Annotated in this window: 21 protein-coding genes; 18 read left to right on the top strand and 3 right to left on the bottom strand. The window is 66.8% G+C overall.

Annotation, left to right across the window (positions count from 1 at the left end; genetic code table 11):
- The first annotated feature begins 340 nt into the window (after positions 1 to 340).
- From ACH47X_RS08165 to ACH47X_RS08115, 11 genes are all read left to right on the top strand, one after another.
- The gene (locus ACH47X_RS08165; protein WP_397403144.1) at positions 341 to 3847 is read left to right on the top strand and encodes an NB-ARC domain-containing protein; all 3507 of its coding nucleotides are present in this window, start codon (positions 341 to 343) and stop codon (positions 3845 to 3847) included.
- On the top strand, positions 3844 to 5040 hold the full coding sequence (locus tag ACH47X_RS08160) for a damage-control phosphatase ARMT1 family protein (RefSeq protein WP_397403142.1): 1197 nt from the start codon (positions 3844 to 3846) through the stop codon (positions 5038 to 5040). Before ACH47X_RS08165 ends, ACH47X_RS08160 begins: the two co-directional genes overlap by 4 nt.
- A 264-nt stretch (positions 5041 to 5304) precedes the next feature.
- Entirely contained in the window at positions 5305 to 6405 is a 1101-nt protein-coding gene (locus ACH47X_RS08155; protein ID WP_397403140.1) for a hypothetical protein, read from the top strand.
- Positions 6406 to 6732: 327 nt separating this feature from the next.
- A complete protein-coding gene (locus ACH47X_RS08150) occupies positions 6733 to 7266 on the top strand; it encodes a DUF4254 domain-containing protein (RefSeq protein WP_397403138.1) in 534 nt (177 codons plus the stop codon).
- Positions 7263 to 9134, top strand: a complete 1872-nt coding sequence (locus ACH47X_RS08145) for a hypothetical protein (protein WP_397403136.1) — start codon at positions 7263 to 7265, stop codon at positions 9132 to 9134. The genes ACH47X_RS08150 and ACH47X_RS08145 overlap by 4 nt, the downstream gene beginning before the upstream one ends.
- A complete protein-coding gene (locus ACH47X_RS08140) occupies positions 9131 to 9688 on the top strand; it encodes a phosphoribosyltransferase (protein WP_397403134.1) in 558 nt (185 codons plus the stop codon). Before ACH47X_RS08145 ends, ACH47X_RS08140 begins: the two co-directional genes overlap by 4 nt.
- On the top strand, positions 9667 to 10743 hold the full coding sequence (locus tag ACH47X_RS08135) for a glycosyltransferase family 9 protein (protein WP_397403132.1): 1077 nt from the start codon (positions 9667 to 9669) through the stop codon (positions 10741 to 10743). The genes ACH47X_RS08140 and ACH47X_RS08135 overlap by 22 nt, the downstream gene beginning before the upstream one ends.
- Positions 10744 to 10748: 5 nt before the next feature.
- Complete coding sequence (locus tag ACH47X_RS08130; protein ID WP_397403130.1) at positions 10749 to 11876, top strand: hypothetical protein; 1128 nt, start codon at positions 10749 to 10751, stop codon at positions 11874 to 11876.
- Complete coding sequence (locus ACH47X_RS08125; protein WP_397403128.1) at positions 11873 to 12625, top strand: SDR family NAD(P)-dependent oxidoreductase; 753 nt, start codon at positions 11873 to 11875, stop codon at positions 12623 to 12625. Before ACH47X_RS08130 ends, ACH47X_RS08125 begins: the two co-directional genes overlap by 4 nt.
- A complete protein-coding gene (locus ACH47X_RS08120; RefSeq protein WP_397403126.1) occupies positions 12610 to 13233 on the top strand; it encodes a histidine phosphatase family protein in 624 nt (207 codons plus the stop codon). Before ACH47X_RS08125 ends, ACH47X_RS08120 begins: the two co-directional genes overlap by 16 nt.
- A complete protein-coding gene (locus ACH47X_RS08115; RefSeq protein WP_397403124.1) occupies positions 13220 to 13987 on the top strand; it encodes a TylF/MycF/NovP-related O-methyltransferase in 768 nt (255 codons plus the stop codon). Before ACH47X_RS08120 ends, ACH47X_RS08115 begins: the two co-directional genes overlap by 14 nt.
- A 47-nt stretch (positions 13988 to 14034) precedes the next feature.
- On the opposite strand, the gene ACH47X_RS08110 is transcribed toward ACH47X_RS08115, so the two are convergent.
- Positions 14035 to 14511, bottom strand: a complete 477-nt coding sequence (locus tag ACH47X_RS08110; RefSeq protein ID WP_397403122.1) for an NUDIX hydrolase — start codon at positions 14509 to 14511, stop codon at positions 14035 to 14037.
- Between the two features lie 214 nt (positions 14512 to 14725).
- Between ACH47X_RS08110 and ACH47X_RS08105 the strand changes: the two genes are divergently transcribed.
- The 7 genes from ACH47X_RS08105 to aroA all read left to right on the top strand — a co-directional run bounded on the left by ACH47X_RS08105 (position 14726) and on the right by aroA (position 21144).
- Positions 14726 to 14995, top strand: coding sequence for a GNAT family N-acetyltransferase (locus ACH47X_RS08105; RefSeq protein WP_397403120.1), 270 nt, complete (start codon positions 14726 to 14728; stop codon positions 14993 to 14995).
- Between the two features lie 74 nt (positions 14996 to 15069).
- On the top strand, positions 15070 to 15699 hold the full coding sequence (locus tag ACH47X_RS08100) for a GNAT family N-acetyltransferase (protein WP_397403118.1): 630 nt from the start codon (positions 15070 to 15072) through the stop codon (positions 15697 to 15699).
- Positions 15696 to 16946 carry a methyltransferase, FxLD system gene (fxlM, locus tag ACH47X_RS08095; protein WP_397403116.1) on the top strand — a complete coding sequence of 417 codons (1251 nt, stop codon included), beginning with the start codon at positions 15696 to 15698 and terminating at the stop codon, positions 16944 to 16946. The genes ACH47X_RS08100 and fxlM overlap by 4 nt, the downstream gene beginning before the upstream one ends.
- A 93-nt stretch (positions 16947 to 17039) precedes the next feature.
- Positions 17040 to 18428 (top strand): tyrosine--tRNA ligase, encoded by a 1389-nt coding sequence (tyrS, locus tag ACH47X_RS08090; protein ID WP_397403114.1) that lies wholly within the window; start codon positions 17040 to 17042, stop codon positions 18426 to 18428.
- Positions 18429 to 18720: 292 nt separating this feature from the next.
- Positions 18721 to 19227 carry a hypothetical protein gene (locus ACH47X_RS08085; RefSeq protein ID WP_397403112.1) on the top strand — a complete coding sequence of 169 codons (507 nt, stop codon included), beginning with the start codon at positions 18721 to 18723 and terminating at the stop codon, positions 19225 to 19227.
- A gap of 71 nt (positions 19228 to 19298) precedes the next feature.
- Entirely contained in the window at positions 19299 to 19739 is a 441-nt protein-coding gene (locus tag ACH47X_RS08080; protein ID WP_397403110.1) for a hypothetical protein, read from the top strand.
- A gap of 127 nt (positions 19740 to 19866) precedes the next feature.
- Positions 19867 to 21144, top strand: a complete 1278-nt coding sequence (gene aroA, locus ACH47X_RS08075; protein ID WP_397403108.1) for a 3-phosphoshikimate 1-carboxyvinyltransferase — start codon at positions 19867 to 19869, stop codon at positions 21142 to 21144.
- Between the two features lie 72 nt (positions 21145 to 21216).
- Here aroA and ACH47X_RS08070 read toward each other — a convergent pair whose 3' ends face one another.
- Together ACH47X_RS08070 and ACH47X_RS08065 are read right to left on the bottom strand one after the other, a co-directional pair.
- Positions 21217 to 21747 carry a class IV adenylate cyclase gene (locus ACH47X_RS08070; protein WP_397403106.1) on the bottom strand — a complete coding sequence of 177 codons (531 nt, stop codon included), beginning with the start codon at positions 21745 to 21747 and terminating at the stop codon, positions 21217 to 21219.
- A 49-nt stretch (positions 21748 to 21796) separates the two neighbouring features.
- Positions 21797 to 22387, bottom strand: coding sequence for a GNAT family N-acetyltransferase (locus tag ACH47X_RS08065; protein ID WP_397403104.1), 591 nt, complete (start codon positions 22385 to 22387; stop codon positions 21797 to 21799).
- Positions 22388 to 22393: the final 6 nt, after the last annotated feature.

Here is a 22393-nt window from a genome sequence, read left to right as displayed (position 1 = left end):
CCCTCCCGTGAGGGCGGGGGCTCTAGTGCTCTGTCTGCCGTTGTTGTCGGGTCAGGTCTGACGTGGAGCTGCGGGTGGCACAGGCGACAATCGGGGCAGCCTCGAGCTGCACCTCCGTGGTGTGCGTCGAGCAGAGCGCACCCCGAAGCCAGTTCGACATTCGTTCGACACTGGGTGGTTCCGTTCGCCCGTTGTGTCCGGCGAGGATGGGAACGCCGTCGTTCATTCGGCGGTCGCGTTGACCCACAGCATGAGACGTTCGGATACCGCATGATGACTACGCACGACCCGTTCTACGGAGAACGCAGTGGGGTTCACCCGCGCGTCGCAGGGGGAGCCCATGTCGAGAACGATCCAGCGCTGGACCGGGCGCGAGTCGCGAGCGCTACGCCATGCGCTGCGATTGAGTGTGCGTACGTTCGCGCAGCATCTGGGCGTCAGCGACCGGGCCGTGTCCAAGTGGGAAGCCGATGACGGAGTTCGTGCACCTGGCCCAGAGTCCCAGGCGATCCTCGACACTGCGTACGACCGGGCAGACCCCGGTGTGCATGATCGGTTCTGGGAGTCGCTCGGGGTGCCGATCGGCGTCATCTCTCCCAGCACGAGCGGCTTCGCGATGGTTCCGGACCTGGAGCCCGCGTTGATCGCCCGCGCGGATGTTCTCAAGACGCTTGTCGCCATGATCGGTGAGGCTGAAGACGCAACCGGCGCGCAGATCATCTGCGTGGCGGGGCCCGGCGGGTTCGGCAAGACGACCCTAGCGACACAGGCAGGACATGCGACGCCGGTGCGCGACACGTTCCCGGAGATCCTCTGGGTCGAGACCGGCGAGGACTGCACACCAGCGCGGATCACCCACCTGATCTCCGATCTGTGCTTCCACCTCGACGGCACCCGGCCCGAGCTCTCGGATCCCGAGCAGGCTGGGTTCCACCTCGCGAGAGTCATCGGGAAACGTCGGCTGCTGCTCGTGGTGGACAACGTCTGGTCCGGGGCGGACTTGGCACCGTTCGTGATGGGCGCGCCGAACTGCGTCCGCCTGGTCACGACCCGCAACGTGCGCGTCGCGCCGAGCACCGCTCGGGTGCTGCGCTTGGGGCCCATGCGCGCGGACCAGGTCGCCGAGCTCCTGCAGCGCACCATCCCGTCCGCTTCGACGTCTGCACTCCTGCCGCTTGCAGAGCTATGCGGCGGGTGGCCGCTGCTGGCAAATCTCGTCGGCGCGAGCGTGAGCAGTGACGTCGTCGCCGGTGCGCCCCCTGGGCACGCAGTAGCCGTCGCGCGCCAAGCGCTTCAAACGCACGGTCCTCAGGCCTTCGACATCTGGGACACCGACCAACGCAAGGTTGCGATCAGCCAGGTGATCTCCGCGACCTTGCGCGCCCTCGACGAGAACGTGCGCATTCCTGGCGCAAGCGATCTGAGCGAACGGTATATGTCGCTGGCAGTCTTCCCGCCGGCGACACCGATCTCGCTGGAGGTCCTGACTCGGTGGTGGGGTCATTCGTACGGCTGGTCGTCCGTCGCGGTCCGGCAATTCTGCAAGGTGCTCGCCGACAGGTCGCTCCTCAGCGCATACCGCGCCGACCAAGACATCGTTGTTCTGCACGACGTCTTCCGTGCTTACCTGCTCAATTTGGTCGCCCAGTCGCTTCCTGGCCTGCACCGGTCGTTCCTGGAGGCGAGCGCGCCGTCGTCGGGTTGGCTCGGCATGCCCCACGATCGGACGTACGAATGGACGAACCTTGCGTTCCATCTCTACGAGTCCGGCGACCATAAGGCACTAGCTGACTTGCTCGCCGATCCGCGGTATGTGATCGCTAAGGCGAGCATCTGTGGCGCGCACTCCTTGCGCGCTGACCGCGACCTCGCCCTATCCGCCGGTGACGAAAACGCCGGTGAAACCGCAAGCAAGGCGCTGAGGAAGGCTCGCTACCTCACGTCGCAGGGGTATCTTCTCCACGGCCAGCAGACCGAACAAGACATGGCCAGCACCCTGCTCGTCGCCCTGGCCCGGACAGGACAGGAAGCAGACCAGAAGCTCCTCGGGATCACTCGAGCCGCTGGCACTTCGCTCCCCTGGGCGGCCGGTGTTGAGGACCCTGACGTCCCTGGTCACGTCGGCACCGTAGTTGCCGTCGCCGCTCGCAACGATCTGCTCGTCTCCGGCGGCGAAGACGGCGCTGTGCAGGTGTGGAACCTGGCCTCACGAGCGCTGGTCAGGTCGTTGCGCGGCCATACCGGATGGGTGCACGCCGTCGCGATCTCCCCGGATGGCAGCGTGATCGCCTCGGCCGGTGAAGACAGCGCGATCCGGTTGTGGTCGACGGCGGACGGATCACAGGTCGGGATCCTGCCGGGTCACGACAAGCGGATCCGCACGCTGACGTTCCTCCGGGACAGCGGTGAGCTCGTGTCAGGTGCCGAAGATGGACTGGTGCGTGTCTGGGACCTGGCCTCACTGACACTGGCGAGGCAGGCGACGACGCGCGGCAGCGGCATCTGGTCGCTGGCCGTGTCCAACGACGACGCACTCGTGGCGGCCAGCGGCGAGGACGAGTACGTCCGTCTGCTCGACCTGCGCACGGGAGAGCTGCTCGACGAGAAGGCATTGCATCGCAGCTGGGTCAGGTCGGTGGCCTTCCTCCCGGGGCAGCCGGTGCTCGTCTCGGCGTCCGCCGACGGCACGGCCCGCACCTGGGACGTGCGCGACAGGCAGTTGGACCCGGTAGATGTCCTGGATGCCGATGGCGAACGCCTGCGTGCCCTCGCGATCTGGGACGGGCACGTCGTGACTGCTGGTGAGGACGCCACCGTCACCGTTCACGGTGACTCGCCGCTGCGGGTGAGGATGCCGGCCGGGGTCAACTGGATCAGGACCGTCGCATCCACCCCTCACGGCATCGTGGCTGGCTGCGAGGACGGGGGGCTCCGTGTATGGCAGCCCGGGAGCACGCCCGCGCTGGAGACCCTCGCTGAAGGCCGCAACACGGTCTGGTCGGCAGCATTCACCGGAGACAGCACGGTGGCACTTGGGCGCGCCGACGGCACGGTGCGCTTGCTCGACGCCCCGACAGGCCGGGAGACAACACGCCTTGCGGCTGGTCAGGGTCGGGTCTGGGCGCTGGCCTCAGCTGGTCCCTACCTCGCGGCGGCATGCGGCGACGGGCTCCTGCGTGTCTGGAACGCCGGGCAGCAAATCCTTGAGCTGAACGACGACGTCGTCCTTACCTGGGCAGTTGCCATCACCGATGACGGCTCGCTGATGACGGCCAGCGATACGAGCGGACATGTGCGTGTCTGGTCGTTGCCGGACGGGGAGTTGCGCTGGGATCACGATGCCAAGGCGGGGCGTGTCCGCTCGCTCGCAGTGTCCGCCGAGGCGGACCTTGTCGCGGCGGCGGGCGGCGACGGCGTGGTCCGCACCTGGGCGCTCAGCACGGGAGAAGAACGTACTGATCTGCCGGTGCCAGGTTGGGCCCGGACCGTCACGTTCGATCGGTCGGGGTCGCGACTGGCTGTCGGTGCGGGCAACGGCGACGTCTACATCCATCAGCTGGGCGCGGCCGAGGCCGAGACCGTGCTGCGCGGGCATCGAGGCCGGGTACTGATGCTCGGATTCGCCGAGGACGGTTCGTGGCTCGCATCGACCGCGGCTGACGGGACTGTAAGGCGCTGGTCGCTCGACGGCGAAACCGCTGGGCGACCCGGCTCCGTGCAGGTACGTGTGGACGCCAGCGGTCAGTGCGCCGCATTTGATGCCCGCACGGCGAGCGTCGTCGTCGGCAGCGCGGGCGGCACTGCCCTGCTGAGATTGAGTGAAAATGAGCGAGGAGCCAGAGCGTGACCATCGACCACCACCAGCAGCCCCACCCGGCCGGTGCGGCCATCGTGTCGAACGTGCCCGGCTCGTTCCCCTGGGGCGTGCTGACACGACGACACCCCGACCTGATCGCGACCGTCCGCCGACTTGTGCCCTACCCGCCGGTGATCCAGGAGTCGCTCGACCAGTTGCTGGTGACGATCGACGGCACCGTTCCGCCCCTTCCGGCGGACGCTCACGATGAGGCGGCATGGCGGGAGTGGGCGGCCCCGTACCTGGGTCGTGCGTGGATCGACGTTCCGTTCCTCTGGGCCGAGTCCTACTTCTACCGCCTCCTGCTGGAGGCCACGGGCTATTTCGGTTCGGGACCGTGGGCCGGGATAGACCCATTTGCCCCGCAGAAGAGCGCCGAGCTCGACACGCCCGACCTGGCCCGAGACCTGCAAGCCCTCGACCGTCTCGTCACAGCGCCCGAACAAGCCAGCCTGTCCGCGGCTCTGACCGCCTCGCTATGGGGCAACCGGGCTGACCTCGGCTTTCGGATGTCCGACCCGTCCACCCAAGACAAGGACCAGGTCGACGACCTCGTCGCGGACGACTCGGCGGAGCTGTGGCGCCTCCTGAGTGCGGGCTCAACGAGCCAGGTGCACGTCGTCGCGGACAACGCAGGCCGGGAGCTGCTCGCCGACCTCGTCCTGATCGACCGCCTCCTGGCCACCAGGCGAGCGGCGACAGTGACGCTGCACCTCAAGCCTCACCCCTACTACGTCTCCGATGCCACAACTACCGACCTGCTTCAGGTACTACGCCACATGAAGGCGACAGGCGACACCGCCGGCGACATCGGCGCTCGGCTCAATGCCGCGATCAGTGACGGGCGACTCAAGGTCCGCACCCACGCATTCTGGTGCAGCCCGCTGACCTTCCACGAGCTGCCGACCGGCCTCGCCACCGAACTAGCCCAGGCATCGGTGGTGATCATCAAGGGCGACCTGAACTACCGACGCCTCGTCGGCGACGCCCACTGGGATCCCACCACCTCTTTCCAGAGCCTGACGTCCTACTTCCCCGCCCCACTAGCGGCACTACGGACCCTCAAGTCCGACGTCGCCGTCGGTGTAGACCCGGATCGCCTCGCACACCTGGAGACCACCGCTCCCGGATGGCGCACCGACGGCACACATGCCGTAATCCACGTTCGCCCTGAACCGAGTTGAGAGGCCAATGACCACACAGCAACCGCGCGATGGTCAGCCTGGTCAGGAAGTCGGCTGCGACCTCGTTCCCCGGGCCGCCAGGCATCCCTCAGCGTCAGGCAATGCCGTAGTTTCGACGTGGGACACTCTGAGCATGGCAGTGGCTGCGATCGGTGTGATCGAGTACCGCGAGGTCTTCGCAGGACGATGGGTCGTCGATACGAGCCTCAAGCCAGTCGGAAACATGAGCGATGCGGAAATGACACGAACCGTCACTGTCGCACAATGCATCAGATCCAGCGCCTCGGCGCCCACCGAGGCATTGCTCGCGGCAAGCGTCAGACAGCCGCACGACGTCCGGCGAGGATCGAATCGTCCAGTGGCAGGGCCAGAAAATTGATGCCGGAACCCGGCAATGGTGAGCGCCGGCCGTGGCCACCCGGCGCCGTGTTCGAGTTTCTGGTACGCCAGACCTTGCCCCATCTGCTCGGCGGCGATGCCATCGATTTGACGGACACAATAGGCGACGACGGAGTCGACATCTCAATTCGTGATACGGATGGGCGCGTTTCACTCATCGAAGTGAAATATCCGACACCGTCGACAGGGGCGAGGCTCGATCACGTCAAACGGCACCTCTCGGCGGCCGCAAAGAACTACGCGCGTCAAAATCTCGACGCGCCACGCCCGCGCCTCATCCTTGTTGTTCCCGGGACACTGTCCAATGACCACACCGAGTATCTCCGAGAATCCGGTATTGAAGTGGTCGACGGTCCGGCCCTTCGAACCGTCGAAGCCCCGGTCCCAAACATGGCGTGGCCAGATTGGATAGAGCAGTCACATCGGCCGGAGACGGCCTCCTTCGAGAGCGGAGTCGCCGCCGGCCTCGCAGAGATTGCACCCGGGCGCACGCACTGGTCCCGCTATCAACGATTTGTCACCGACACCTTGAGCCGGGCACTGTGCCCCCCACTCGATACCCCGCTCACAGAGTTCTCAAACACTTCGGGAATCAACCGAAGAGACATAATCTTTCGGAACTACGCCGAATCCGGATTTTGGTCATTTCTGCGCAATCATTATGAAGCTCACTACATTGTCGTTGACGCCAAGAATTATCAAGATGGCATCGAGAAGAACGACGTGCTACAGGTCGCGAACTACCTGTCACCACACGGCGCCGGCCTCTTCGGGATGATTGTCACTCGGGAAGGTCAGAAGCAAAGTTCCGAGCTAACCAGGATGGAGCAGTGGGTCGGTCATCGCAAGATGATCTTGGTCCTTACTGACTCCGATCTCATACAGATGGCGAATCTCGCCGAAGGCCCCGAGAGTGCCTCTGACTTGATCCGACAGAAGATCGAGGATTTCCGGCTCGGGTTCTAGCAGGAGATACCTAGCCACTCTATTGTATTTCATTCATACACCACGAATGCCAGCAGACCTCGGATCGTGTCCGAAGTTGCCGCGTATCACCCGAATCCCGACCTCTACCGTGCGAAGCCCGTCCTCTCCTGTGGAGGGCGGGCTTCGTCGTGCTGCGGGTTCGACTCGTTCGACAGTTCGCGGTCGTGTTCGACGACCGTTCGACGGCGATGCACCGGCCGATCGTTTTTCGTCCGGGCTGCTGACACGACGCTGGTCATCACGACGACACAACGTCGGCGGCCCGGGTGTCCGGGCGGCAGCAACCACTGGAGAGGGCCGATCCGGATGGACAGCGCAACCACATCAGAGAAAGTCGAGCAAGACCTCGTCGTCCTGCCACGATCCGCGACAATCATCGAGGTATTCCGCAGGGAGAACGAGCAGAGCGACGGCCTGCTGCGTTTGGCCGCGCACCTGGCACGCCAACACGAGCGCCAGTGGGAAGCCGAGACCATCAGCCGGGACACGACAGCCGCAGATGCGGCAGTCGCCGCCTCCAAGCGCACGATCGACTCGCTGAACGCCGCCCGCGTCACACTCGTCGAGCAGATCGACGAGCACGTCGCTTCCTGCTCTACAGGTACCGACGATGCCCCACTACATACCGAGACGGTGGGATCGGTGATCGACCGGCTGGCCATCGCCTGGGTGCGCGCGAACAAGCTGATCGACACCGGTGCGAAGGACCGTGCCCGCCAGGCACTGCACCAGCTCCGCGAGCTCGCCGATGCGTACGACGACCTGGTCCGGGATGTCGCCAGTGGGGCACGTCGCATTCCTGCCTGGCGTCACCTCAAGCAGTACGGGGCGGCATCATGAGCGCGGCGGCCGTGGCACACCCGCTGAGCCTTTCTCTCAACGGAGTCGACAACGTCGGCAAGACCGCACAGCTCTCCTGGCTCGCGCGAGCGATCGACGGGGCCCACCACGTCGGCTCCGCCGACAAGTGGCACCGCCGGTGGGCAGACCTCGCGGGCGAGGGCTTCGCCCAGTGGTGGTTCGAGGACTCCAGCACCGCCGAGCACACCGCCTTGATGTTCAGCAGCCACGTCGCACGCCGCGAAGCCAGCGGCCCGCTGGCACTGGAGGACCGCGGCCTGCCGATGATCCTGGCGGCGTGTGCCGCGACCTCCGCGGTCAAGGACGGGCTCACACCTCAGGACGCGCTCGACGAGGTCACGCACATCACGCGCGAGCTTCCGCAGCCGGCGCACCGGCACGAAATACACCTGCTGCTCCGGCGGCACAGTGATCCGACGCAGGAGGCGGCCATGTCGCTCCAGCGCGAGGCCCAGAGCGTCGGCGACCGATACCGGGCCTACCAGGAGGCACTCGCCCAGGTGCTCGCGATACAGGTCGAGCAGGGCGCCTACGACATGGTCGTCGACCAGCGTGACGCGCCGATCCTCGACGTCCAGCGCGCGATCCGCGCTCGGATCGCCGACATCGGTGTCGCGGTCGAGTCGCTGCCCGATCCCCAGCTGGACCGCATCTGGGTGCTGGGCGGGATGTCCGAGTCCGGCAAGAGCACCGTCGGTGAGCTGCTCCGCGACGAGCACGGTGTAGCGCGGCTCAAGATCGGCTACCTGCTGGAGGTCGCCGCGCTCCGAGCCGGCGAGAACGACCCGTACGCCTGGTCCGAGGCAGAGCAGGCAGGCCGCCTCACCGAGGAGATCTTGCGGTTCGCCACCGCGACGAAGGCGAGAGCCATCAGCCTGGAGAGCGCCCACCGCTTCGGGCAGACCGCCAGCCTGCGCAAGACCTGGGGTCCGCGCTGCCAGGTCGTATACGTAGACGCCGCCCCGGAGACCCGTGCCGACCGCGCCACCGAGAGCCGTGCCGAGCTCCGGGAACGCGATGCGATCAAGACAAACCGAGGTGCTGGCCGCATCCTCGACGTCGCCGACCATGTCCTGGACAACTCGGGTCCGCTCAGCAACCTCAAGCTCGCCGTCGATTCCATGGTCCGCGAAATGCACACGGCCCGCGTGACGCCTCCATCATGGCGGCCGCGCAGCGACGAAGAGTGGCTGCAGAAGGCAGCCCACCTGCTCACCGACGACGCCGTCGCGCTGGTGATGGCGACCGGCAGCACCGGAACTCGGCACTGGGTCGACGGGTGGAGCGACGTCGACCTGCTAGTCGTGCGCAACGAGTTGTCTGCCGAGTGGCTTCATCAGGCCACGACGCTCCTGACCCGACCCGGGATCAAGGTGGCCCTCAGCGCCTTCACCGTCACGGACCTGGCCACGCACCGTGTGCCGCCAAGGGTCATCCATTCACTACGAGGCGCACGGACCGGCGCCGGAGTCCTGTACCGGCGCACGGACTACGCGATCCCGCTGCCGACCTATCGGGACGACGACGCAGCGAGCCGGGGTGAGCTCGGCCTCGTCCTGATGAACACACGCCGCGTCCTGGCCGCCGACGGTCTCGACACGCGCGCCCTTCACAAGCACCTCGTGATCCTGGGCAGGGTCCTGCTCCGTGCGGACGGGATCGACGCTCTGACTCCCACACAGGTGTTCGACGCTCTCACCGAGACCCACACCCGCCTGCGGTGCACGCCTCCGTCTCTCGACGAGGTCGTCGCCGACCCGAACGGCACGGAGGTCCAGGCGCGACTCGTACACGCCGCCGAGAACCTTCTGCGCTACGTCGACTCGATCGGAAGGACCACCCCATGACCGTCACTGACTCCACCACCTCGTTCACCGCCCAGCGCGTACGCCGACTCGGCGTGCCCGAGCACGCCCGGGACGTTCGTATCGTCCATGACCTCGACGGGATCCAGGACCAGGTCACGCCCGAAGCACTCACCACCACGGGCGGCGCCCTTTGGAGCCGGTGGGTGCACGACCCCGCGTTCGTCGTGCCCGACGTCCTGCTCGGTCTGGACGCCGGGGGCATCCTCCCGACCGTCGCAGTCGCCCTCGCCAGCGATGTCCCCTACCGGCTGGCATGGAAGCTCGACCTCGACCTGCCACACAAAGCCCGGTTCTCCGAACCCCACGCCCGCCGCACCGACGTCTACACCTACGGCGACCTGCGCGGAAAGCGGGTCCTGATCGTCGACGACGAGATCACCACCGGGCGCACTCTGGCCAACCTCGTCGCGGTACTCCGTGCAGGCGGAGCCGAGGTGACGGGTATCGCATGCCTCATCGAGGACGCGTCAGGAGATGCACGAGCCGTCATAGAACAGCTGGGGGTGCCGCTGTGCACACTGACGCGCATCTGAGTGTCCTCAATCTACCCGTCCCGGTGACAGCTTCCGGTGGCCGCACGGTGGTTCGCGGGCAGGACGCTCCGCTCGGTCGGGTTCTGCCCTACCAGCGCAGCAGGCATGCCTCGCTGCCCACCCGGGTCCGGGCCGAGGCGCCAGGCTGGAGCGTCGACCTCGGCGCTGGTGGGCTCGGCGACACGCTGCTCGGGCTGGGTGCCGTCACCGCGTTCACCGACGCGTTCCCCGCCAGCGAGCCGATCTATCGCGGTCCGCGGCCGGAGCTCTTCGCCCGCTGCCGGTTGCCCTTGCGTACTGTCCGGGGCGTCGGCGGGAGCACGGTGAGCGCCGAGGGCCCCGGACAGTACATGTTCGACGCAGTCCCGGAACGACCGCCGACGTGGCTCGACCTGCGGGACGACGATCTCGTAGAGGTCCATGCTGCCCTGCCGATGCGCTACTACCTGGAGGTCGAGCAGCACCTGGGCCGTGAACTACCCCGCGCGGGAGCGCCGCTGCCCACGTTCACCGGGACCGGCGCGCTCGATCCCTGGCATATCGTCTTCGTCGCAGCGACTAGCATGCCCAGCCGCAAGGACTACGGCCCGGACGGGTTCGACGAGATCGCCCAGTACCTCGGCGACGCCCGCCCCGGTCCGTGGCGGTTCACTCTCCTCACGGGTAACGATGCCTCATTGGGGCAGGCGCCCGGCCGGCTCGATGTCATCGCCGGCCTCGATGCCACGGACTGCCTCGACGTGTTCGCGACGGCAGCGTTGGTGATCGGCAACGACACTGGCCTGACCCACCTGGCGGCACTCACCGAACGCCCGGACGGAACCTCCCCGCAGGTGCTCGGCCTGTACGGACGCCACTCCTACGCGAAGTGGATGACCGGAAGAAGCAACCACCACGCGGTAGCCACACCGTTCTCCCAGATGCTTGCCCACGCCGACCGGTGCCCGGTCCGTGACCAGCTTGACGACGCGGTCTGGGGCAACGCATCGGACCTGCGCCAGATACCACCCGCGGCGATCGCCCGATTCGCGCTGCAGAAGCTGGACGGGAGGTGACCCACATGCTCCGGATCTTCAACCACCGCCGCTACACCCGTAACCACACCTGGCGCCTCGACGTCGCAGGATCACCCCTGTTCGTCAAGGTCAACCCCAACCGTGCCGAAGCGCGTCAAGAGCTCGCCGGCCACGCCGCGATCGACGCCTACTACCCGATCTCCCCACTCCGCTGGGCCGGAGCGATGGGTCCCTGGGCAGTCCACGTATTCGACCGGTCACTGCACCAGGACGAGGGCGGTGGCCTCCTCGTGGACGAGATCTCGCGCGCCGAGACCACGAGAGACTACGAGCGCCTCGACCTGTTCCTGGACGATGTCCTGACCTACTACCGCGACACCATCCTCAACAGTGCCAGGCACATCCCCGCGCGCCGCGTCGTCGGAAAGCTCTACGGAGACCGCCTGCGCCCCGGCGGACGCGTCGATCAGTACTACGGCCAGGACTCACCCTGGCCGCTGCTTCCGGGCGGCGTTGTCCCTGCCGCCCTTCGCGCCGAGGTGAACGGTCGTCCCTTTGTGATCGACCTGCCGTCCATCGTCGGACGCCTGCGCTCGGAATTCGCCACCGACAGGCGCGTCTGGGCGGCCGTTTCACAAGGGGACCCGACCGACTTCAACATCGGCTGGTCGCCACGCTCAGGGCCGGTGTGGTTCGACTACGACACCGGCGGCCTGAACGCCGTCGCTGGTGAGTTCGCCTGCTTCCTGATGTACCAGGTACTCCATGGGGCCTGGCTCACCCCGCGGTACAACCGCGACGCCTACGAAGACCACCCTGAGGCGCTGCATCGTTCCATGTTCCGCCGCCCTCGTTTTCACGCCGAGCGATCGGACACAGGCCTGACGATCACCTACACGTTCGACCCAGGACCGGTCCGAGCTCACGTCGTCGGCCGCTACCTGTCCGAGGTCGTCCTGCCGGTCGCGAACGCGCTCGGCGTACGAGATCTCTGGGCATGGCTGCGCCCCTACCTCATCGCACGTGTCCTGGGCGTCTACGACGTCACGCGCCTCGACCGTGCCGATGCCACCTTGTCGCTCGCCATACTCGCCCAGCTCGCCGACGACGACGTGAGCCCGACCGTCCCGTTCCCGTGCTTCGCCACGGCCCCGACAGGAGCGACCCGATGAACTCACGACGCCCGGTCGCGATCGTCACCGGAGCAGGCAGCGGGATCGGAACTGCGATCGCTGTACGCCTCGCACCGGACTACGACCTGATCCTGACTCACCTCAGCGACGACGCCGGCTTCGCACGTGTCTCGACCGAGGCAGACAGGCACGGTGCGGAAGTCACCACCGTGACAGGCGACCTGACGGAAACCGCTACGGTCGACCGACTGCATGGTCTTGTCGACGAGCACCACGACCGGATCACCGTGCTCGTGTCGAACGCCGGGGCATATCCCCGCATCCCGTGGGCCGAGCACGACGCCGATACCTTCCGCCGACAGGTCGACGTCAACCTCATGACACATGCCGCCGTCGCGCACCTGGCTTCTCCTGCCCTGCGCACCAACGAGGGCGGACGGATCGTCGCGATCTCATCGGTCCTGAGCCAGCTCGGTCGGGTCGACCTCGCCGGTTACATCGCGGCGAAGGCTGGGCTGGAGGGACTGGTCCGAGCACTGGCCCGCGAGCTCGGACCGGACGAGGTCACCGTGAACACCGTGCGCCTTGGATCCATCGAGGTGCCCGCAGAGCATGCGGTGGTTGACGACCACGAGGCAATGGTCGTACGTCAGCTCGCTCGCCAGGCGATCCGACGACGAGGCGCGCCGGAAGACGTCGCCGGCGTCGTGTCGTTCTTGCTCTCGGACGACGCTGCATTCATCACGGGGCAGTGCCTCACCGTTGACGGCGGGTGGCACCTGTCGTGAGCGTCACCGTCACTTGGATACGGCATGGGACCTGTGCCGACGGCTTCCACCGTCCGGACGCACACGCGCGTCCGCGAAGCCTGCTCACACGGCTCGGAGCACGGCAGGCGGAACGCGCAGCGCTGGGCCTGCGAAAGTCCGGAGCGACCAGCGGCGTGATCGCTTCCAGCACCCTCCTGCGTGCCCGCAGCACTGCCCGGATCGTCTCCGAGCTGACCGGACTCACGCTCACCCCTGCTGACTCCACGTTCGACGAATGGCGTGCGCCAGCCTGTGTGCTGGGTAGGTCGCCTGCGCAATATCCGGACGCCTACGTCGAATGGCGCAGCAGGAGAACCACGGATCCGAAGAGCGCGCTGCCCGGCGGCGAGAGTCTCGTCGAGTTCCACGGTCGTGCGCGCCGAGCGTTGGCCGCCACCGCCGTGCTGGCGGAGGCCGGCGAGCCCGTCGTCATCGTGTCGCATCGCCTCCTGATCGGTGCCGTCGCGGCGATCAGCGCGGGCGTCGACGATCCGGTAGCTGTATTCGACCACGCACGGCACTTCGAGCTCCGTCCTACGGAGGCATGGACCCACGAGAAGAGAGGCACTCCCTATGCGCCAGCATGATGAGACCCTGCTGCCCCACGAGTCTGCTCGTGAGGCTGAGACCCGCAAGGCCCTTGCCGAACGCCTCGCGACCACCCCGATACCGCCCGACGAGTTGGTCGACAACATCGCGCTCTACCTGCAGCGACGACCCTTGACCGATGTGCTCGCCATGGACGCTCTGTACCGCATGGTCCGCGACGTCCCTGGAGTGATCATGGAGTTCGGCGTCCATCGCGGCCGGCACATCGCCACCCTCACCGCGCTGCGCGGCATTCACGAGCCGTACAGTCCCCACCGCAGGATCATCGGCTTCGACACCTTTACCGGATTCCCCGACGTCAGCGTCCACGACAGCACCCGGAGCGCCGTCCCTGGCCGGTTCGAACTCGGCAGGGACTACCCCGACCACCTGCGTGCCGTCCTGGATGCCCACGAGAGAGATGAGCCGCTTGGGCACATCCGCCGGACGCTTCTTGTCCAAGGAGATGTGCGCGAGACGCTCCCGCAATATCTGGCCGACAACCCGCAAACAGTCATCGCTCTCGCGTACTTCGACCTGGACCTCTACGAGCCGACCCTGGCATCGCTCACGGCCATCCGCCCATATCTCACCCGGGGCAGCATCCTGGCGTTCGACGAGTTGGCCCACGCCAAGTGGCCAGGCGAGACGTCCGCGCTACGCGACTGGCTCGGCACGGACGTCTCAACCCTTCGTACCATTCCCGGGTTCGCGACTCCGGCCTACCTGAGATGGGACGGTCAACATCGGTGACCTGTACCCGCCCGGAACCCGGCGTGCCGGCTCTGCCGGAATGAGGGTCAGGCGGCGAAGCCAGCCTCGGCCAGCAGCGCTTCCCGGTTCGCGAGCACGAACTCCTTGAGCACCGCGGGCTTGAGGTCGATCGCATCGAGTGAGTCGTCGCCCAAGGGCACATAGTCCAGGTCGTATCCGCCGCGCTCAGGCTTGGTGAACTCCGACCCGTACCGCTCGGTCAGGTTCAGCGACGTCAGCCGGGCGACGAAGAAGTGCTGGATCGCCACGCCGGCATCTGTGGAGTCCGAAGCGAGAAACACCTGCTGGTAGCCGTCAGCCGTCGCACCGAGTTCCTCGGCCAGCTCACGACGCAACGCGGCCTCGACAGAGGCGTCGGATCCCTCGACTCCGCCGCCGGGAGAGGTCCAGTACGGGTCCTGACCGGGCTTTGTCCGCTTGATCAGTACTATCCGCCTCTCGTCGTCGATCACGATGCCCCGTGCCCCTCGACGCCCCACTGCAACAGTCTCCGCAGCGCTCATGTGCGATCTCCTTCTTCATCGGCGGGCGGGTCTCGCGCCGCCCACTACCTGGCTGGCACCCAACGCTATCCGCGCGGGGTCCCCCGAAGCCGCTGTAGAACGTGGTGTGCGTCAGGGGTTCGACGCATGTTCAGCACGCCAGCCCTCGGGGAGAACGTTCGAGCTGTACCGTCGATGGCGCTGTCGAACACGCGATCGACGTCGAGGGGAACAGATGACGCAGACCGATGCGAGCACCACCAGCGATGCCGAAGCGACGTCGGGCTCCGGGGCCTTGCGCGAGGCGAAGGTCCTGGCCAACAACACCGCCGCCATCCGCGCCTACGAAAAGGCCGGCTTCCGCACCGTCGGCACCAGACGCCGCACCGGCTCCTGGCTCGGCCAGCCCGCTGACGAGGTCATCATGGACGCCGTCCCTGAGGAGTACGGCGGACCGCAACTCGTCGAAGCCGCCGTCCTCGGTACCCAGCGACCCCAGATATGACGGGTACTTCTCGGGCCGGTCTGAGCGCAGTCCTACCGACATTCGGATTGCGGGTCCGTTGGGATGACCTGGAGTTGCGCCTGCCCGACGACGTCGAGCTGCTCGCGCTCGCCAGTCTCGCCGCCGATGGCGTGCACAACCCCGAGGTCGCCCCGTTCTCCTGGCCATGGACCCGGGGCACCCACGAAGAGGTCAAGCGGAATGTCCTCGCCCATCAGTGGAAGAACCGGGGCCGGACCGCCGCCGACGACTGGGCACTGTCGCTTGCCGCGTTCCGCGACGGCGAGATCGTCGGGGAGCAACAGATCTCCGCGAAGTACTTCCAGGTCACCCGCTCGGGGCTTACCGGCTCCTGGCTGGGGCTTCGACACCATGGCCAGGGCATCGGCACCCGGATGCGGCTCATGGTGCTGCACCTCGCCTTCGAAGGGCTCGACGCGGCAGAGATGATCAGCGAGGCGTACGACGACAATCCCGCCTCGAACGCCGTGTCCCGCCGTCTCAGGTACACGGCAAACGGTTGGCGGGCGACCGCCAGGGAAGGGCAGTCGGTCATCGAGCGCAGCTACCGCATGACCCGAGAACTATGGGACGCCCGGCCGGACGATCTGCGTGCCGAGATCGCACTCGACGGAGCGTCGTCGGTCCGCCAGCTGTTCGGAATCGATCAACCGAAGCAGTCAACGTACAGGGAGAACGCATGACACAGACCGATGCGCAGAGCGGCATCGACGCCGACCCCACGTTGAGTTCCGAAGCCTTGCGTGAGCGGATGATCGCTGAGCTCATCGAGTCTGGCGTGCTCTCGGACCCGAAGATCGAGGCAGCGTTCCGTGCAGTACCCCGCGAGGTGTTCGCCCCCGCTGGCACCCCAGCAGACCTGTCATACGCGATCCACGATGCCTTGCGGACGCGGTTCGCCGACGACGGCAAGGCCCTGTCCTCGCTGTCCGCACCAACGATGCACGCCGGCAACCTCGCGCAGGCCGAGATCCAGGAAGGGCAGCGCGTGCTGGAGGTCGGGTCCGGCGGCCCCAATGCCGCCATGCTCGCCCAACTTGTCGGACCCACCGGCACCGTGGTCAGCGTCGACATCGACGAGGACGTCAGCGCCCGCACCCGCACCGGCCTCCAACATCTCGGCCTGACCGACCGGGTCGAGGTCATCACCGCCGATGCCGCCGAACCCCTCGGGCGCGGCGTGTTCGACCGGATCATGGTCACCGTCTCCCCCTGGTCCCTCCCGCAAACCTGGATCGAGCAGCTCGCACCCGACGGGATCCTGGTCGTCCCCCTCCAGATCGCACCCGGTCTCCAGCGCATCATCGGGTTCCGTAACAAGGACGGGCGATTCGTCTCAGAGTCAACGGTCCCAGGTGGGTTCGTACCCCTCCAGGGCGCGGGGCTGTTCAACCCGCCCTCGGTCCAGCTCACCGGCCCGTCAAGCAAGCCCGTCACGTTCACGTTCCCCGGCACCAAGGTCCCCGAAGGATTCGCGGTGTCGGACGACGTCCTGGCGACCGAACCAGTAGAGGCCTGGTCCGGCGTGTTCTACAAGAACCGCACCATCTGGCTCGACCTGCTCACCTACGTCCTGGTCCAGCCGGGCGCCTGCGCGATGGAAGCCGAGGACCCGGCGGACCGCGGCTCGGACATGTCGTTCTACCCGGCCCTCGTCGACGGGGCTTCTTTCGCCGCTCTGCACCGCCGTCCCGCCACCGAGACCACGCTCGAAGTCGGCGCGATCGGCAAAGGCCCCGAAGCAGCTCGCCTCACCCGACGGCTCGCCGACACGATCGCCCACTACGGTGCCCACCACCGCTGCGCCGAACCGCTCTTCCAGTGGTGGCCCGTCGGTACCGAGCCAGACGAGGATGTCTCATCGTCCGTGGCGGTCCTGTCACGCCCACACGGCACGCTCGCGATCAACTGGCCCGTGCTCCTCACCTAGACGTCGTCTACGGCGGAGTCCTCTGCCGGTCCACCCCGCCGACAGGTTCGACCAGCACGAACTCATCACTGACCTCTGGAGTAGCAGACGACCATGACCCGCCTCGCCCAGTCCGTCCAGACCACAACCACGCTGCTGCGCGGAGCGGACCTGGCCGGCTATCAGGCGGTCACCGACCTGCTCACCGAGACAACGGCCCGCCGCACGATGGACCTCTCGGACCTCTCGCCGACCGAGCAGGCCGAGCTGATCGCAGCCCGAAGCCAGCAGCTCCAGCCGTCCGCTGCCACGCTCGCCGAACGCGTCGCCAAAGCCGCTGCCGAGGATCGTATGTTCATCGCGAAGTTCGGCATCGACCCGACCGGCTCCGAGGTCCACCTCGGCCACTCCGTGCCGATGATGCTGCTGTCCCGGTTCCAGCGGATGGGCCACCAGGTCGTCTTCATCGTCGGCGACGTCACCGCGACGATCGGCGACCCCTCGGGGCGGTCCGACGAGCGCCCCGAACTGACCGACGAGGACATCGCCCGGAACCTGGCGACCTACAAGGATCAGGTCACCCCGTTCTTCGACTTCTCACACGCCCAGTTCCGCTACAACGGCGACTGGCTGCGCGATGTGAAGCTTCCGCAGATCATCGAGATACTCGCGAAGATCCCGGTCTCGATGCCGCTGCAGCGCGAGGACTTCCGCAAGCGGCTCGAAGCCGGCCAGGGGCTGTCGATGGCCGAGCTGATCTACTCCGTCGTCATGGCCTTGGACTCGGTCGAGATCAAGAGTGACCTGGAGGTCGGCGGGATCGACCAGTTCCTCAACATGCAGATGGGTCGCAAGGTCATGGAGATCAGCGGCCAGACACCCGAGATCGTCGCGGCGACCTCGCTCATCGAGGGCTCCGACGGCACAGGCGCGAAGATGTCCAAGTCGCTGGGCAACTACGTGCCTGTCGCAGCCCCGGCCGGCGAGATCTTCGGCAAGCTCATGTCTGTGCCGGACCGGCTGGTCGAGCCCTACTTCCGCGCATTGTCGGAGTGGACCGATGCCGAGCTCACGGTCGTCATCGAGCGGCTCGAGGCCGGGACCCTGCACCCGATGGACCTGAAGAAGATCCTCGCGGGCGAGGTCACCGCCGCGATCCACGGCGTCGACGCCGCGATGAAGGCCCGTGAGGAATTCACTGCCCGGTTCTCGAAGCGCACCTTCAGCGACGTCGCCGACCTCCCGGTCGTGGCGGACCTCGACGTGCCAGTCACCGAGATCGTGAAGGGCCTCGGATTCGCGAGGTCGAACGGCGACGTGCGCCGCGTCGCAGAACAGCATGGACTGCGGATCGTCGTGGAGACCGATGGTGGGCAGGAACAGACGACGCTGACGCCGGACGACGCCCGCGAGAGCCTGGCGACGGTCCTCGCGGGGATCGACACGACTGCGGGCAAGGCCTTCCTCAAGGTCGGCCGCAAACTCGCCAAGATCGCCGGCTGAGCCCATGGTCGGGGGCGCGCCGTCGTCTTCGATCTCTTCGGAACTCTGGTCGTGGCGCTGACCGCAGTCGGTCGCTCCTCGACGGCAGCGTGCCGATCAGACCGTGGTCGCGGCCCTCGATGCGTCCCGCACTGAACCCTGCGACAAGCCGCCAGCTGTGGCGGTACTCCCTCACCCGCACGGCACACTGACCATTGGCTGGCCCGCCGCGAGACACCGGTAGCGCACCCGGCGCTTGCGCCAGAAGCATGCGATCGTCGCGACCGACGCCATCCAACGAAGGGATCACTTGATGACCGACCTCCTGGCACGTCACCAGCAGGAACTTCGCACGATCGATGACGGCCTGTTCGCGATGCGCATGTTCCCACTCCTCGGCGAGGAGGCTGTTGCCGGGCAGGTCCTCATCCCGGTTGTGGCAGCTGGGCACGAAGGTGTCGCAGAGCAGATCGGTCTGCAGTTCAAGCGGGAACTCAGCTACGACTTCAACCCGTTCGACCTGGAGTCCGACACCCTGCTCATCACATCCACCTTCCAGGCGACATTCCCCGTCGTCGCCGGGGCAGTCGGAATGGACAACGAGGACGACCACTGGGTTCTGCGTTGGGCGTGGCTCCACCCGTATGAGCGGGGCCCTCGGCACCTCGGGCGCGGCGGACAGTTCGCGCTCGCATGGGACCAGCTCGAGGAACGCTACGGGGACTTCTACGTCGAAGGCCCCTACTCCCAGGCGATGTACGCCTTCATGAAGCATCGAGGCATCTCTCCATCGCGCTTCTCAGCTGACGAGGTCGAGTGATCCCCCACCCACCCGTGTAGCAACTGCTCGTGTAGTCATCGCGTCATCACTGCCATTCCCACAGGAGCCCCGTGCCGATGATCTCCGACAGCACCCGTGAACTCGCCCGTGACCTGATCGCACGCGGCGGTGAGCTCGTAGACAGCATCGCGTTCGACGCACACGAAGCTCGCGCTCTCGTGCGCGTGTCACCGGAGCAAGCCCCTGTGGAGTTCGTCGTCGACCTGGAAGGCCTGCAGCGATTCATCGGATCCGCCCAGCAGGACGCACGCGACGTCTTCCCCGACGCCGACCCAACCGAGGGTGGCCTCCGACTCATCTCCGTGCACCTGTGGGAGGAAGTCGCCTCAGCAGATGCGCAGGTCATCACGGTTGGTGTCGATCGAAAGGGCGAGATCTGGCGCCGCACGGCGCCCGCGTCACCCCAGAGCGCCCCAACTCGGGGCAATTACCGCTGGACAGCAGACCGAGCGGAAGCCCCGGGTCCGGACCCGCAGATCGGTCCCCAGTGACCCCGGCGGAGCACACCCGGCACGATCGTTGTTGCCGACGCTCGAGCCCAGCCCGGGCGCCAGAGCAGCATTGTTCGGTGCGTGATCGTTCCGCGCCCGCGGTCTGCGGGACCGTTACCGTCGAGGCGTGACTGTGGTCGAGATCCCTGGTTCGAAGTCCATGACGGCGCGTGCGCTCTTCCTCGCCGCGGCGGCGGATGGTGACACGACGCTGGTGAACCCGCTGGTCTCGGACGACACCGAGGCGTTCGTCGAGGGACTGCGGCTGCTCGGGTACCGGGTCGAGCAGGACGCGTCGCAATGGGTGATCGGTGGAGCACCTGCCGGGCCGCCGCGCGAGTCAGCCGAGGTGTTCACTCGTGACGGCGCGACGACGTCGCGCTTCCTGCCGTCTCTGGCAGCAACCGGTCACGGCCGGTACGCCTTCGACGCCTCGGCCCAGATGCGTCGCCGTCCGATGGCGCCCCTCACCGATGCGCTACGACAGCTCGGGGCGCTCCTGGAGTTCGGTGGAGAGCCCGACCACCACCCCGTGACCGTGAACGCCGCAGGGCTCGCCGGCGGCTCGGTCCGCCTGGACGCGGGGACCTCGTCGCAGTTCCTCACAGCGCTGCTGCTGGCCGGGCCGTTGATGCGAGACGGGTTGACCGTCGAAGTCACCGATCTCGTCTCGCAGCCGTATGTCGCGATCACGACGGCGATGATGCGCGCGTTCGGCGTCGAGGTCACCCGGTCCAGGCACACGTACCGCGTCGAGCCGGGAACCTACACGGCGCGGCGGTACGAGATCGAGCCGGACGCGTCGTCGGCGAGCTACTTCTTCGGGGCAGCGGCATTGCTTGGAGAGTCGGTCACCGTGCGCGGTCTCGGCCTCGACGCGCTACAGGGTGACCTCGCGTTCGTGGACGTCCTCTCACGCGTGGGCGCCCATGTCGAACTGGGGGCCACAGCGACGACGGTCCGGGGCACTGGCAGGCTCAGCGGCATCACCGTGAACATGCGTGATATCTCGGACACGATGCCCACACTGGCGGCGCTCGCTCCCTTCGCCGACAGCCCGACGCGGATCGTCGATGTCGCCAACACCCGGGTCAAGGAATGCGACCGGCTCGATGCCTGCGCCACGAACCTGCGCGCGATGGGAGTCCAGGTCGAGACCGGACCCGACTGGATCGAGATCCAGCCGGCCACGCCGCACCCGGCCCGGATCCGCTGTTTCGGCGATCACCGGATCGCCACGGCCTTCAGCGTCACCGGCCTGCGAACGCCCGGTGTCACGCTCGACGGCCCAGGGTGCGTGAAGAAGACCTTTCCGACCTTTCATAGGACCCTGGGCGACGTTGTCCGATCGTTTACTTCTCCGACCGAGTCAAGCGGTACAACCGGGGTCTTGCGTCGTCGGTGATCGTTCTGTTCGAGCGCGTCGAACCCGTCTCGTCGTTGCCGGCTTGCTGGAACTGCCGTTCAGCCTGGCGCTTCAGAAGCGGAGTTCGGGGATCGCAGCCAGGTCGATGCCATACCGGTCGTAGACCTTCATCGTGTTCTCCCCGGTGAGGTCATCGGCGCCGAAGCCGAGCATGCCGGCGATTCGGATCACTTCCTCGGCTGATGCGGCTTCGATCTCCAGGTAGGTGGGAATCCGCGGCCAGCTGTCGATCTCGATCTCGGCGCCGTCCAGGACGAAGCTCACCCGTTTGTTCTCCTGGTACGACTTCGCGGTGAAACCGAGCATCCCGAGCAGCGCATTCGTCTCCTCGAAGCCGTCGACGACGACCTCGGTCTCATGGGTGCCGTCGATCGCGTCGCTCTTGATCTCCTTGACCGTGAGTGTCGTTTCCTGGCCTGTGTCCCGCAGCCGGATCCACTTGGACATGTCGCCAGGCACGATGTCGTAAACATACCGCCGCATCAGCTTCTCGCCGAGCTTCTGGCCACCCTTTTCGAGGATCGTCCGTTCGACGGCGGCTGGGTCGATATTGAGGATCTTGCCCTCGTGCTCGATCGGCACAACGGGTCCATTCGTTAGCAGAATCACGCTCGGTCGAATTGCGATGGGGTCATCTCACCATGCGGATCAGGGCGAAGCCGAGACTGTCGGTAAGGCCTGCGCCGTCAGGTATGAACCCGTGCTTCTCGTAGAACCTGCGGGCACGCGGGTTCACACCAGCCACCCAGAGTTCGGCGGGCCGGTCGGGCGGCAGAACGGTGTCGAGCAGGAGCCCGCTGATCCCGGTCCCGTGGTGCTCACCGAGCACGTAGAGCGACCACAGCTCATCGGCCCGGACGGGCGGCGGCACGTCCTGCTTCTTCCGCGTCGGACCAGCGATGGCGAAGCCCACCACCAGTTGGTCGACGACGGCGACCGAGGGATACCCAGCAGCGTCGTCGGAAAGGCGTTCTTGCCACCGCTGCGCACGGCGCTCGACGGTGTCGGTCTCCCAGTGCTCGGCTGGGAGCAGGTCTGAGTAGGTCTCCACCCAAGAGGTGTGGTGCACGACTGCGATCGCCTCGGCGTCATCGAGGACCGCGGGTCGCACCAGTGGCTCGCTCATCGGCTCCCGATGGCACCTGACGATCAACGGCCGCGAGGCATTTGCCGAAGCCTCGGCTCGCGAATCAGCATCCGGCCACTCGTCGCCACGCGACACCACCGC

Source organism: Promicromonospora kroppenstedtii, assembly GCF_044389675.1.
Taxonomy (GTDB): Bacteria; Actinomycetota; Actinomycetes; order Actinomycetales; family Cellulomonadaceae; genus Promicromonospora; species Promicromonospora kroppenstedtii.
Note: the sequence above shows the minus strand (reverse complement) of the source record. Positions and strands in the feature narration are given on the sequence as shown.

Bases quoted from the DNA above. Each gene is read 5' to 3' on its own strand.
- ACH47X_RS08165 (WP_397403144.1), top strand. From the start codon at position 341: ATGTCGAGAACGATCCAGCGCTGGACCGGGCGCGAGTCGCGAGCGCTA.
- ACH47X_RS08155 (WP_397403140.1), top strand. From the start codon at position 5,305: ATGCATCAGATCCAGCGCCTCGGCGCCCACCGAGGCATTGCTCGCGGC.
- ACH47X_RS08150 (WP_397403138.1), top strand. From the start codon at position 6,733: ATGGACAGCGCAACCACATCAGAGAAAGTCGAGCAAGACCTCGTCGTC.
- ACH47X_RS08145 (WP_397403136.1), top strand. From the start codon at position 7,263: ATGAGCGCGGCGGCCGTGGCACACCCGCTGAGCCTTTCTCTCAACGGA.
- ACH47X_RS08140 (WP_397403134.1), top strand. From the start codon at position 9,131: ATGACCGTCACTGACTCCACCACCTCGTTCACCGCCCAGCGCGTACGC.
- ACH47X_RS08130 (WP_397403130.1), top strand. From the start codon at position 10,749: ATGCTCCGGATCTTCAACCACCGCCGCTACACCCGTAACCACACCTGG.
- ACH47X_RS08125 (WP_397403128.1), top strand. From the start codon at position 11,873: ATGAACTCACGACGCCCGGTCGCGATCGTCACCGGAGCAGGCAGCGGG.
- ACH47X_RS08115 (WP_397403124.1), top strand. From the start codon at position 13,220: ATGCGCCAGCATGATGAGACCCTGCTGCCCCACGAGTCTGCTCGTGAG.
- ACH47X_RS08110 (WP_397403122.1), bottom strand. From the start codon at position 14,511: ATGAGCGCTGCGGAGACTGTTGCAGTGGGGCGTCGAGGGGCACGGGGC.
- ACH47X_RS08105 (WP_397403120.1), top strand. From the start codon at position 14,726: ATGACGCAGACCGATGCGAGCACCACCAGCGATGCCGAAGCGACGTCG.
- fxlM (WP_397403116.1), top strand. From the start codon at position 15,696: ATGACACAGACCGATGCGCAGAGCGGCATCGACGCCGACCCCACGTTG.
- tyrS (WP_397403114.1), top strand. From the start codon at position 17,040: ATGACCCGCCTCGCCCAGTCCGTCCAGACCACAACCACGCTGCTGCGC.
- ACH47X_RS08085 (WP_397403112.1), top strand. From the start codon at position 18,721: ATGACCGACCTCCTGGCACGTCACCAGCAGGAACTTCGCACGATCGAT.